General features: G+C 38.4%; 10 protein-coding genes. 4 read left to right on the plus strand and 6 right to left on the minus strand.

What is annotated here, in order from left to right; all coding sequences use genetic code 11:
• Positions 1 to 46: 46 nt before the first annotated feature.
• Positions 47 to 916, plus strand: coding sequence for an AraC family transcriptional regulator (locus QK890_RS06340; protein WP_032540717.1), 870 nt, complete (start codon positions 47 to 49; stop codon positions 914 to 916).
• On the opposite strand, the gene QK890_RS06345 is transcribed toward QK890_RS06340, so the two are convergent.
• From QK890_RS06345 to QK890_RS06370, 6 genes are all read right to left on the minus strand, one after another.
• Entirely contained in the window at positions 908 to 1,498 is a 591-nt protein-coding gene (locus tag QK890_RS06345; protein ID WP_317473663.1) for an AAA family ATPase, read from the minus strand. The two genes, QK890_RS06340 and QK890_RS06345, sit on opposite strands and share 9 nt — an antisense overlap.
• Positions 1,499 to 1,900: 402 nt before the next feature.
• Positions 1,901 to 2,335, minus strand: a complete 435-nt coding sequence (locus QK890_RS06350) for a helix-turn-helix domain-containing protein (RefSeq protein ID WP_137570013.1) — start codon at positions 2,333 to 2,335, stop codon at positions 1,901 to 1,903.
• 559 nt (positions 2,336 to 2,894) lie between these two features.
• Positions 2,895 to 3,023 carry a hypothetical protein gene (locus QK890_RS06355; RefSeq protein WP_255580122.1) on the minus strand — a complete coding sequence of 43 codons (129 nt, stop codon included), beginning with the start codon at positions 3,021 to 3,023 and terminating at the stop codon, positions 2,895 to 2,897.
• Positions 3,024 to 3,461: 438 nt separating this feature from the next.
• Complete coding sequence (locus QK890_RS06360; RefSeq protein ID WP_137570012.1) at positions 3,462 to 3,656, minus strand: hypothetical protein; 195 nt, start codon at positions 3,654 to 3,656, stop codon at positions 3,462 to 3,464.
• Between the two features lie 572 nt (positions 3,657 to 4,228).
• Complete coding sequence (locus tag QK890_RS06365) at positions 4,229 to 5,494, minus strand: type II toxin-antitoxin system HipA family toxin (RefSeq protein ID WP_032540725.1); 1,266 nt, start codon at positions 5,492 to 5,494, stop codon at positions 4,229 to 4,231.
• Between the two features lie 3 nt (positions 5,495 to 5,497).
• Complete coding sequence (locus QK890_RS06370; RefSeq protein ID WP_032540726.1) at positions 5,498 to 5,818, minus strand: helix-turn-helix domain-containing protein; 321 nt, start codon at positions 5,816 to 5,818, stop codon at positions 5,498 to 5,500.
• A gap of 592 nt (positions 5,819 to 6,410) precedes the next feature.
• Between QK890_RS06370 and QK890_RS06375 the strand changes: the two genes are divergently transcribed.
• From QK890_RS06375 to QK890_RS06385, 3 genes are all read left to right on the plus strand, one after another.
• Entirely contained in the window at positions 6,411 to 9,899 is a 3,489-nt protein-coding gene (locus QK890_RS06375; protein WP_032540740.1) for a DEAD/DEAH box helicase family protein, read from the plus strand.
• Between the two features lie 6 nt (positions 9,900 to 9,905).
• Positions 9,906 to 12,068, plus strand: coding sequence for a hypothetical protein (locus QK890_RS06380; RefSeq protein WP_233481268.1), 2,163 nt, complete (start codon positions 9,906 to 9,908; stop codon positions 12,066 to 12,068).
• 295 nt (positions 12,069 to 12,363) lie between these two features.
• Positions 12,364 to 12,669, plus strand: a complete 306-nt coding sequence (locus tag QK890_RS06385; protein ID WP_175413941.1) for an IS110 family transposase — start codon at positions 12,364 to 12,366, stop codon at positions 12,667 to 12,669.
• Positions 12,670 to 13,814 lie beyond the last annotated feature (1,145 nt).

Consider the following 13,814-nt stretch of genomic DNA (forward strand, 5'->3'; position numbering starts at 1 on the left):
GAAACTATCCAAATTACTTGTATATTTGTAAAAAATAGCAATCGTTATGCAAATGAATGTAGACCTATACTCTGTTTTCCGAAAGCACCTTGCGGTTGAAGAAAATAAAGAATGGATATTCTGGGAAAGCGATGGAACCTTTCCACAGATACCTTATCATATACGCTCCTGTTCTGCTGCACTATTTATATGCAGGAAAGGATACATCGACCTTGAAATCAATCTGAAGGATTATCATTTTACCATAGACGAAGCTATTGTCTTATTGCCCGAGCATATCCTACGAATAAAATCCATATCACCCGATTTTACCGGCTACAGCCTTATCATCAGTGATAAGCTCTGGAAAGAAGCGCGACGAGGTGTTGAAAAAATGAAACCCTATTATACCTCAGCCAAAGAAGTACCTTGTATCCCGATTACTCCCCACCAATCAGACTTCTTACTATCTTACCTAAAAATCTTCAGTGAAAAGTTTAACAGTCCTCAGACTACCCACAATCAAATCATAGTGCGAACCTTGATTACAACATTATTATATGAGATATACCAACTCTACACTGGAGTGATAAACACAATGCAGGTCACTGGGAAAAAAGAAAAGATATTCCAAGAGTTTCTGAAGCTCGTAGCAGTCCACTATAAACAGGAACGCAACATACAGTTTTATGCGGAGCATTTTCAGATGACACCGAGGTACTTCTCCAATCTGATAAAAGAAACCAGCCAGCAATCGGCTGCCGAATGGATAGACAACTACATAGTAACCGAGGCAGGTATTCTTTTGAGAACCACAAACCTATCGGTCAAAGAAGTTAGTGAAGCCCTGAACTTTCCGGACCAATCGTTTTTCGGGAAATATTTCAAACGACATACCGGCATAAGCCCGAAAGAATACAAAAGCGATTTAAGCTAATATAGAAACTTTACTAAAAGACCTATATGCTGACAAGCTTTTCGGCATACCACCCACAATCATATATTGCCGGAACAACAGCATGGTTTTGGCATGAAATCCCTGCTCCAAAGGTACCTTTTTATCAAAACATTGACGTATATATATTATCAATGGTTCTTCGTCCATTAGCCAAGCAAACTCCTCGAAGTTCATGGGGTACATAAATAGTGTTCTCTCTTCCGAGGGAATGGCTATATCTTTTGCATTTTCCTTTATGAAGATGAGCGAACCTGTCTCTACATAGTCGAACCGCCCATCTGCCACCAAATACTTTATCGCTTGCCGGGCTTTCGGAAATTGTAATATCTCATCAAATATGATAATAGATTCCTTCGGATAAATTTTCACGCCGTATTCCGAAGATAGAATCAAGAAAAAAGTATCAAGATCATTCATGTAATTGTTGAAAACTGAAATAACCGAGTCGCTCACCTTATTGAAGTCTATTAAAAGGTAGCCCCAGTACTCATTTTTTGCGAACTCCTCCACAAGGGTGGACTTACCTATTCGTCGGGCACCTTCTATCAGAAGTGCCTTAATGCCTGCTACCTACTATTTCCAGGCAAGCTGTTTGGTGTACAATTTACGTCAAATATTTCGACATTCAATAATTCATCATTTTACTAATGTGCAAATTCAATGATATTTTCTGCAATACGCAAATTTAACGAAGCATAAATAACCTGCAATACGCACTATTCACTTTATAACATAATACAGATTACTTGACGGATCAATGATTACTAGTTCAGCGGATATCAAAGTTCTAATAAACCTCCTGATAGTTATAATACTATATCCGGAATTTTCTTTTATGGTGTCCAAACAAACTCCCGGATTCTCTTTTATATAGTCATAGAGAGTCGCAACAGGTTTCGGCAATTCATTCAAAATATACTCGACCTTATTCATATGTCACATCTATCAAATAAAAATAGAATCTTATTTCTTTTTAGGAGTAGTATCCTTTTCAAAACGAGCAGTAGCTTCGACAGCAATCTCAGCAGCCGTCTTTCGACGACCATCTTTCAACCAATTGTCAATATCGGACTTCAGAAAGTACAGACGTTTACCCACTTTATTATAAGGGACCAACTTTTGTCCTACCCAAGTATAAACAGTTTGGGCAGAAGGACGATCTGGCAAATACTTCGTCAAATCATCAATAGTCATCCATTGATCGGGAATGGCATGACCAATCTGTTCCGAAATGACTCCAATTTGTTCACTCATTGATAATATTCTATCAATAAGAAATTCAACCGCTTGCGGCATGTCATTAAATGACAAATTTTTAAACTTTTTTTCATCCATATTAATTTCACTTTTATATTTCTGGTTATCAGAAAGAATGAAGCCATTCACTTCAGATTCCATTTGCAAAAGTATATGAAGACATAATGACAAGTATATGAGGTATGATTCCTCAAATAAATAATTTTATATATCTACATTAAATCACTGATTATTAAAAACATATAAAGCAAAAAGTTAGTAAAAAAAGAGTTATCACCAGCAATCCTCACTCAATTCCTCAACAGATTTTATTATTTTGGAATATATATTGCAAAAAAGGATATTCACTTTATAAAATAGATATCTTTTTTTATAAGAACAAATCAAGTTAAATCAATGATTATGGATTTAATCCAGCAATTCATTCTTATCACATGAGAAATAGTATTTAAGAAACTTCTAGTTCATCCTGAATAAGTTGTGATATAATTCGTACGGAGAAGGCAGATTGCGAAACAAGGTACATATAAACACCAACCAAAGCTTTCTTTTGCTTAAATCGTTCGAGTCAATCAACTAACTTATACAAAATATAAAATGTATACGATATCACCCTATATTCAGTCGGCAATCAACTCCTCGCATATCCTTCGGTTCACATCCATAGTCCACAAAATAATAAAAACAATCTGGCATATACTTACTGATAATCGGAAAGCGTCATTACAACATCATGCTCCCAGCTAGTACCGGACATATATCGAAGCATCTCTTTCACTGTTTTCTTCATTTCAGCAGCATTATAGCCCACCTTTACTTCAGTTGTCATATCAAGGTTGCTTATTTACCATTATCTACAAGTATTCTAATACTCGATTGTTGTATAGTTTGTATTACCCCTGCAACCAACATTCCATATTCTTAACTACTGAGAACTCGATATTTACCGATTTAAAATCAGACAGATGAAAATATTATGGCTTTCTCCGGCAAATCGCCCAGATGCTTTTCCACCAGGTCATATCCGGATTGCGCTGTAGCATTAAATGTTTCCACATCTATTATCACCTAACCTTGCTTAGTCCGGACAAATGTCATGTTAGTCAAATCAAAGTCGTGTATCTGGCAGATTTTGCCCAGGAACACTTCAAACAAGCCATGAGTCTTGTTTAACTGACTTTACCACCATAAACTCAGATTGACGGTTGCCGGGTCATCCTTATTCAAGAAGTTCCATCCATGTCAAAGGTCACTGATCCGTCGGTATTTAAAATCGCAGGTTGGTCGATTGTAGCAATAAACTCCGCCCGACATCCCTGAAATCATCTTCATTATCGAAGAAAAGATACTCTTCAACCCGATTATTCTTTTCCTTGGTAAAACGAAAAGCAGCAGTCTGAGCCCATCCCATTTGACTGCCTAGTAAAAACAGAACAGCCAATGCCATTAATTTCATTTTCATACTTATCCTTTTTATTAAATTGATAATCCTTTTAATTTTTACAGTGCAAAGAAGAGGTCCGCTAAAGGCTAATAAAGGTCTAAAAGTCATCAGATTGGTCATTTCGTACATTTTTTCACAAATAATATAGTGGAACGATCCAAATTACTTGTATATTTATAAAAAAACAATCGTTATACAAATGAATGTAAACCTATACTCTGTTTACCAAAAGCACCTTGCGGTTGAAGAAAATAAAAAATGGACATTCTGGGAAAGCGATGGAACCTTTCCACAGATACCTTAATTATATATGCGCCTATTCTGCTACACTATTTATATGCAGGAAAGGATACATCGACCTTGAAATCAATCTAAAGAATTATCATTTGACCATAGGAGAAGCTATAGTCTTGTTGCCCGAGCATATCCTACGAATAAAATCGATATCACTAGATTTTGTCGGCTACGACCTTATCATCAATGATAAGCTATGAAAAGAAGCGCGGCGAGGTGTTGAAAAAATGAAACCCTATTATATCTCAGCCAGAGAAGTACCTTGTATTCCCATTACTCACCAATCAGATCTCTTATTATCTTACCTGCTTGTAGCGTTCATCCAACATTTCACCAAACATATCCATCTCCCTTTTAGATATTCCAAATCGTATCGCCAATCCTCGCCAGTTTTTCACGACTTCAACCATTTCTGAAATAATCTTTTCAGCAATTTTGAGATTAAGCATATAATCTTCACAAGCACCAAGTAAAAAACGAAGGTCTGCTTTATTAGTAGCTGATGAAATAAGCAAACTTTGATATTCATTCAGAGTGGGATTCATATCGTATGCAGGCGATAATGTCCATCCTTTTGCAGTCAAAAGAAAACCATGATTGCGAAAATGGTCATCACTATTACCGATACAGATGTTGAAAGCTACACGGCGGTAAAGTTCCTGCAGATTGTCTTCTACATTTGTGCAATTCTGAATAATAAAGTCAACAATATCCAGATAGCCATGGCCTGTAGCAGCATTATCTCCGTCATTAAGCCCTAATAATGTCATTGCTGATGCAAAGTGGATACGTTTCCCCTCTTGAGTTCTGTCAAAGCGTCGGGAAAGTAATGTATGATATTTCTCCCCGTTGGACAAAACTTTGGTTGTTGCAGCATTTATTCCTGCTTTCATGGCAAGTTGATGGCTAAAATGTTCCCAAAGCCCGGCATCGTAATCATCTTTGCGTGAAGGAAATTTAGCAATATATAGGGTTTTATCCGTATCAACCACACTTGCTTTTGGCCTTGCACCCCCCAAGGAAGAACCCGGCTTTACGAGTTGAGCAATCCACTTCCTTTCCGGAAGAATGTTCTCTTCTTCGCTTTTCTCGATCTCCGTACTGGCCGTTATCAACTCCCGGAGATCTGTCAGGGGCGGAATTTTCAATGACTCACTTACATTTATAAATTCTCCATTTTTATCTTCCTTAAAGCGAAAACCGCCCATTCTAGAAAAGTCGTCGATACCGGTAAGAAAATCGAAAGATGACAGTCGTTGTACCGGTCTATTTTCTTCTGCCGCCGAAATCTGCTCGCAACGTAACAACAAAGTACGTCCCCAACGATCCGGTAAGGCATCAGAGAAGCATCCGAATATATCTTTCCCTGGCTGCGTGTATTGCTGACCTGGGTAATTATTCAGATCATCGCTCAAAAACAAATCTCCATACTTTTTCAACCATTCATCATTGAAGGTAAAGCTATAACTATCTGAACCACGAAGGGATTCGTAGCCTAACTCACCAATGAGTTCTATCTCTTTGAGCCAGTTGAAATCGGCATATACATACAATTTCTTCATCGTTTATTCCTTTTTTGATGCGCGTTCTCTTGTCTTCAGATTCAAATCCTGCAAAGCCTTTCCGAGTTTATCCTCTTTAGCAAGCCACAGAATATCATCATCAAGCTGTAAAGCATACAGCACACGTAAGTAGATGCCTATTGCTACTGTTGGTACACCTTTTTCTATTCGAGACACCGTAAGTGGAGAGCAGGTAGCCCGTTCTGCTACCTGAACCACACTCAGATTTCTGCGCAAGCGGGCCAGCTTAATCTGCTCTCCTACCACTTGCATCTTCTGTTCCAATTTTCTGGGTAACTTGGTTCCCATCGTATTCTTTGTCATAAGCAATATATCATATAATATGCGAATATACCACTTTTTATTTATTTAATGATATGTTATAAGAAAAAAAATAATTATGAATCCAAAGCATAATGTTCATTAAGCATAACTATTCCAATTTTGCCCAAATACATATTTCCACCAAATATTGCGGAATTGAGGATTACCTCTACTTTACCCCCGTATCATATATAAGTCCATTAAAGTAAAGTCAAATAAAGGGAAGAAAAGAAATGGCTTCACCAAGAAGCTATCCTTAAAATATATTCTTCTCCTATTTCTTTTAGCCAACAAAATATATTCGTGAAAGCCTTTTACATTTAGTATTTTTGGCGAAAATCTCACGGTTTTCGCACCTTTGTAAGTAAATAAAAACAGGTGAGCTTCTGTATCGGCAAATAGGTAGTGATTATCTGTGATGATCTATTTTAATAGGTACAATCTCTGTTTTTACAAATACAGTATTTTTTTATGAATTACGCTTGTGACAAAGGTAGATTCTTTGAAAGTATTCAGATTTTCGTTTGATTCCTTTCTGAAGCTGCACTATTTTTCGTACTTTTATCCCGTAACCTTATACAATGTAATTTACATGACTGAAAACACCAATTATATTTTCGAAGAACTGCTTAGGGCTGCACAACCTAATCGCGGCCTGTTTGTAATGCCATTGCCTACTGGTGCTGGCAAAACGTATAACTCCTGCCAGATGATGGCCGAGGAGTTGAAGAAGGAAGATGCTAGACGTATCATCTATGTGACTGATGCCAAGAAACAGTTGGATGCTACCATCGAGGATATTGAAAAGAATCTAAAAAAGAATGGTCTCAAACTAAAGAAGCATGACATCTTACGTGTGTACTCACAAGAGGAGCAGTGGGAACGTGCCTTCACCGACCCTGATATCCGTATAAAGATGGAGGGGAACGAACTGTTTCAAGGTGAAAGGACATTTGCAAACCTGAAACGTTTATACTCGTACACCGATGTTACGGACGAGATGGTTGAGGAGATTGGCAAGAACCGCCTGCGTCTGATGGAGAAAGTACGCAGAAAGGTGTTTACTCCTATCCGACAGAAATACAAGAAAGAGACTGATGAGGTGATAGCCTCACATATACTCACAGAATGTCCGATTCTGGAGGAACTATATCCAGAACTATTATTTTACAAGAGCAAGATTATCGTGCTGACTGCCTCAAAGCTGCATACCACGGCATCGCCAAAGTTGGTACGTAAAGGTACACAGCCTTACTGGAAGCATATAAAGAACTCATTGGTAATTATTGATGAGTCTGATCGTGTGAAAGAGGCTGCAATGAAGCGTTTGTTTGATTGTGAGTGTGGTCGCAGAAGACGTTTTAACTTCTGGGGATTGTGCTACTTTATCTGTCAGCACTACCAAGAAGTGATGGATATGCAGAAGATGCCTGAATGGGCAGACCACAAGATGAACATTCAGGACATGTTGGAGGCAATAAGGACGAAAAAGAAAGAGTTGATTGATGGCATTAATCCTCAGAAAATATTGAGCGGGCTTGAATTGGAGGAAAATGTAAATCATGGCAACTTTATCTTTTACGACGAAGACCAGACTTTCTCTGCTGAGAATGTTGTTCTCTCTGTTCACAATAATAAGGAGGAATACACATCCTACCTGCTCACGAAGAAGAAAACTAAAGATCAAAATGACAAAACTTTGTCATTCGTGGCAAACCGTATAATGCTCTTCTTGAAGGACTTTGTACAAATTGTGGATAAGCATGCAGAAGTGTATGCTTCAATAGAAAACGAGTTGCGTAAGAAAAAAGGTACAAATACAGCTGTTGATTTGGAGGGTGATTTGGCATTTTACCACATTATTAAATATATGGGCGTAAACGAAGGCAATACGGAGTATCGCTCTGCACTGCAAGAATTACGCAACGGAACCACTTTCCAGACTCCACGCTCTAATAACAGTGAAGAAACCGATGGCAAGTCTATCTATGACAAGGGTATCAGCTTCATCGAGATATATTCTCATGACAACGACCGCTATTCGTGCTGCTTCGACTATCACGAAATGAGGTGCATGCCTGAAAATGTGCTGTTGGACATGGTTAATCACAACCGGGTGATAATGTGTAGTGCTACCGCTGACTGTCAGACACCTATCCACAACTATGATTTCAATTATATAGCAAAGCAAGGCGTGAAGGTGGAGAAGATGGGCAATGAGACTTTGCATAAGATCGAAGAATATATTGCTCTCAACTATGCAAACCCAAAGGTGGAGTTCTCTCTCTACAATGAAGAAGAGACTCGACCAAAAGAAATATTGGAGGATTACCTCGGTAAGTGCAGTTCAGCACTGAAGGATTGTTTAGACTTCGTGATGGATGGTAAGAACAAGTTTGACAAGAACAACTCTGCTCGAATAGTGAATATGTTGAATCATTATATGAAGTTCATGAAGAAGTCTGAAGCCAGAGCATGGTTGTACTTCCAGCCATTCTCATATACAGGTAAGAGTAGTATAGGGATAAAGAAAGTGTTGAATATACTGCAGCAGGCAAGAGTGACAAAGCGTGGCGAGACATTTGGAGTTAACGTCATGGACCAGCATGTTATTGACGATGAAACAACAAGAAGGCGCGCGGATATCTATCCTGAATTGAACGTCTGTTTCTTGAGTGGTGAGTATTTCAAAAATGACTTGGAGGCTGTAGAGAAACTGTTGGCCGAACAGCCAGCACTAAAGATGTTCTGCTTTGTATGCTACCAGTCTGGCGCTGTAGGCGTGAACTATCTGTTTGATACCGATGCCAAGTACCGAAAGAAACACTGTTTGGAAGCCCCAAATACAAAAGACCGCAAGGACACTCGCTGCAACTTTGATGGTATCATTATGGATAAGCCTACGAACTTTATCCCTCTGTTGGATGTGGATGACTACCTCAAAGCTTGCATCTCGTTAAGTATTCTGGGAACTGACAACCAGTTGGTATTGAAAGAAAAATCTGACTTCCAACGTGACTTGCTCCGCAGAAGGCATCATCGTATACTTGATGACCTGGCCGAAATGTTAAAACATAGAGAGATACAAATAAAAGCAGCATTGAAAGGCACACCTGCCTATGATGCCTTCTGCTTAAAATGGGCAGTACAGGCACTGGGACGTATCACTCGTTCGACGGTGTTTAACAAGACCATCCATGTGGCTATAGGTAAGGATATGGCATACTCTATGATTATCGCCAGAAAACCAGAAGTTCAGACAGAGCTGCTGAAACATGTGCTCAAGTCGATAGATGAAGATCCGTCTATACTTGACCGAATTAATGGTAAAGAGTCAGAAGTTGACATTGCATTCAAAAATCGAGAACACCGTAGAGAACGACATATTAGTGAATTGATAGGTATTAGTTTCAAGGGTACTGACGAATATGCCCGTCAGGCTCGTAATAGGGTGCATAAGATTCGCGAGTATGTGATGAAGCATCCAGAATTTGACAACAGGGAGGATATTGAGACTTCTATGCGCATGTATTATGTGCAAACAGAGGAGGTAAAGAAGATGAACCTGAACTATACAGACTCGTGCGTTCACATGGATGCTATCATGAGGCAGCAATTCATACGAGACTACTTTGAAAAGAACGGCTATTGCACTGCATGGAAGAGCAAGGCATGGGTCATCTCACCACAGATTATTCAACAGGTTTACACTGGCTATTTCGGTGAGCAAGTGTTCAAGGTTATATTGGAGAGCGCAGGTTGTACCATAAGCTCACCAAGAGAGGAGATTTGGGAGAGGGCCGACTGGGTAGTGAACGACCGACTGTATGTAGATGTAAAATACATGGTGGATGGTGACTTCAACAGGCATGTGAAAGCACAGGCTTGGGAAGGCAAGATAAAGGATTGTGGTGGTAAGTATGTCATAGTCAATGTGCCTCGATATGCTGGTAACTACTCACATTCACTTACCCTCGGAAGTGATCCCCAGTTACCAGTTATAAATGGTCTGATAGATGTTGAGACAGGTTCCGTCATCGACAAGAACGTGCAGAATATTCTTGATAGATTAACAACTTAAATAACTATGGAAAAGATAAAAACCAATCACATGATAGTGGAATTTCTCTGGAAAGAGTTTCTGGAGGATTACGATTTCTTCAAGATAGAATATGGTAATGTTGACTTCGACAACATTACAAGTATTTATTGCAAACTGGAAGGCTTGTACCCGAACAGTGCTATCTGTGCTTTCAACAAAATGGCTAAGAATACACAACCTGGCGAATCATCCAAGCACCGCATATTCCTATTTGCTTCATCCAAGAAGGAGAAACTCACAATGGCACTGCTGCAAGAATGTCTGAAGAATGTTAATGTCAAAATTAAACAGATTACCTATCGTCCTGCTTACGATGAGGGTATCTATACTAACAATATGCTGAACCTATTGTTGTCAATGATTCCAAATCGTAATAAAGCCTTGAGCTATGCCCATGGTAAACTGATTTGTGGCACTTGCAGCAGCATATATAATAAAGGGAGAAGTGCGGGTGAGGAGTTGGGCCTGCATATAAGTTTCGATTACGATAATCTCTTGACTGCGCGCACATTGACTTTTGCCGAGGAAGACAAGATAAAAAAGAAGAACAAGAAAGATTCTCTAGTATATCATTTGGAGTTTGATGAAAAACGAATCTATTTTTCTTCCAAGAAAAAGAAGGGAACGAAGGAATACTATAACCATCCGTCTGTTTTTAGAAAAGATAACAAGAACCACATACCTTTCCTAGGGTTCGGTGATATAGAGCACTTTGAGGAATCGCAAGCTTACCTTATTCGAAGTGTGCTGCAGGACTTTCTTACAACCTATTCAAAGTACGTGTCTGTTAATCCAATAGAGTACAAAAAGCCTACATTATTGAAAGCACAGGATGCAGAGTTCAGGAAAGAAGATGAACTGTTGCGTGATATGCTCTCTACCTCATGGATTGAGATAGCCTGTCATACCACCGAAACAGGTGTGGAAAAGTTACGAAATTTGATAGAGCAGAAATCAAGGGAGTATATCAAAAAGCTGTTTGGTAATAGCTTTGAAGGTTACCATGAGAAGGACAAGAGTAGGAAACAAATCTGCATTCGTATCGTTGGTGACAAAGACCAGGAGGAAAAACTTTCTGATAGCGAACGCCAAACTTTGGATTATAGACGTTTGAAAGAGAAAATGGAACTGATAGAAAAGAAAATTCCTACCCAAGATGTGATGATTAAATCAGAGATTGAGGCGGCCACTATCAAGAATATCTTCCGTCAGATACTGATTAAGGACTATTGTATAAAGGAGGCACTGCCTCAGTATATGATAGACCGTTTCAAAGGATGCGTCATCACATATGCAGAGAAAAAGAAAAATAATCTGTATTACTTTGTACAACTTACCATTGGCAAAGACGGATCGATAGCTTACAAGGTTGGAGAACCTCGATTGACTCACGATGGCGTGATTACAGTTTTGGGAGAGAATTTTGAATCGCACGAATATCATATTCCTGCATTTAAGAAGGGATATAACGAGAACTTTATCTATTGCATTGAGAAGGATGGTATCACATACAACATTTATGACACTTGTGAGTTTGTCTTCCCTGAAATGGAGGAAATATACCGGGCACTCGTGGGATTAAAGAATATACAAGTACCAGTTGAGGTATACCATGACCTCATGAATATGGTGCAAAGCAATGAGTCGAAGGTACTATGCAAGCAGCGTATTCGTGAATATGCAGATAATGTGTCCCATGACTTGTTCTATTCAGACATTAAGAAACTGGGCAAGGAAGCTCCACCGGAAGAGAAACTTACCCGGAAACTGATGCGATTTGTAACTAGCAAGTATAATATCAAGAAAGGGCAAGACTTCAGAACTGCAGGTCGCAGTGAGGAAACATTGGCTGCATGCGTTAATGTACATTACTGGAAACAGGATGCGAAGTTGTGGAAGTATTGCGCTGGTCCAAATACAAAGGGAAATTTTCACTCTATTAACCACAAAGTGTATGTGCGAGAAATACTCAGCGACATAACCCCTGACGAGTCCTTTGTCAACGAACTGATATACTCGTTGGGGGACGGTTGGAATAAGATAAACGAGTTCTCCGTTCACCCTTCAATTTTTAAATTTCTCAAGGAACGTTTGGAAATATATAAAGCTCAAGAACAATTAAATGAATTAACAAAAAAGGTAAAGTAGAAATACTTTTGGTGAAGATAATGACGACAAAAAGTTCACCATACAGTTTTGTTTAATAGGAAGTGCTCAAAATATTATATAAATAAGAAACAGGATTCAGCTATAATCATCTTATATCTTACACCGTCCACTATTTTGTATAAAGTAAGAAACTACAGGATGCGAGTTTTATAATTGAATCCTGTTTTTAAGCTTAGATAAAAAACAAGACTACTCTTATCCTTGTTGGTGAAATGGTCTCAGTGTGTGAACCAAAAATACTTTTTTATTTATGGTGTTCTATGCCATAAATCTTATGTCCCATGAGAAAAATTGTGGTCTTGAAGTTCACAAAGATAGTGTTTTTGTGTGCATATTAGGTGAGAATGGAGATAAAATTCAAGAGAAGTTTGGTATCTTAACTAGCAAATTAGATAAATTTCGTAATTTATTAATTGAAAATGCAATAGGCGAAGTTGCAATAAAAAGTACCAGAGTCTATCGGATGCCTATTTGGCGAGTTCTTGAAAGTTATTTTTCAAAAAAGTTAGAGAATTCATATTTTATCAAACAACTTCCTGGCAGGAAGAGTAACGGGAATTCAGCACCTTTGTCAGTATGACCGTCGGATATTCGACTTAAACAAAAAATTTGTCTACAAATTTACCAAGTTGAATGTCTGTCTACAATGGTGTAATAACAGATTCAAAAAGTTATAAAAAGACATTAGAGTGTATACTTAATGGCGTGACAGATCCCGAAGTATTATTAGAGCAGATACATAGACGTACTCTTAACCGTGTTGAACCGAATATTATAAAAGATGCACTAATCGGAATTGTCAATGAAACGGGTGGGGAGGTAATACGGCAGTTGAAGATGGAAATCGATTCAGCAAAGATACACAAGGTAGAATGCCTATTGAAAATGAATGAGCTTAGCAATAAGTACTTTTCAAAATAACTTACAAACAATCCCCTAGGGCAAACATTGGTCAGCTACTACTATTATTGCAGAACGCAAAGTGGATATGAAATTATCTCTCACGGCTTCCGCATTAGTCTCTTAGCAGGGATTTAGGCTCGTAATGAAGAAAGTGCCGATAAAATTAAAACCCGAAAGGTAATACATGGAAATAAATATCTTAGAAAGACACTGATAGGATGCATTTAAGACGCAAGTAACATCCGAGGGTATTTCTTCAATAAATTCTGTTATACCCAAGTTATACAAAATAAAAGTAAATATGGCTATTCTTTGTTCCATTCCCTGATTATAATTCATCTCTACCTATTTCGACACTACAATCTGATTAACTGGCAAAGCCACCCGCCGTTAATTCTCCCTGTCCGTCAGTTTATTGTTTCATTGTGTCTTTATGTATTCATTTCCTTATTCGTCAGTTCGTGGCTAATTCTCTACTCATCCGTCACAGCTTTCAACATCGAAGTGACTCTATCTATTAGATAGATATTGCACTTTGCAGCTGAATATATCGTCATTTTCGTATAAAGAGTTTTCTAATCCAAATAGATAATATATCAGACCTGTGATACCATGAAATAAGGATACTAAGTAGACACTTTACCACCTCATTTTACCCTCCCAAGAGAAATAATCATCCTCTTTTCTCTTTTTATAGCAGATTGTTTTATGGGGCATAGAACGAAGCGGTTTTTTCAATGGTCGGGAAAAATGGGCGAAAGGTTTTGAAAACCAAAGGGTTTAGGCATGATCGGGAAAATGGGCTGAATATTTCGAAGCGGT

This window comes from Bacteroides sp. NGMCC 1.200775 (assembly GCF_040798045.1).
Classification (GTDB): domain Bacteria; phylum Bacteroidota; class Bacteroidia; order Bacteroidales; family Bacteroidaceae; genus Bacteroides; species Bacteroides hominis.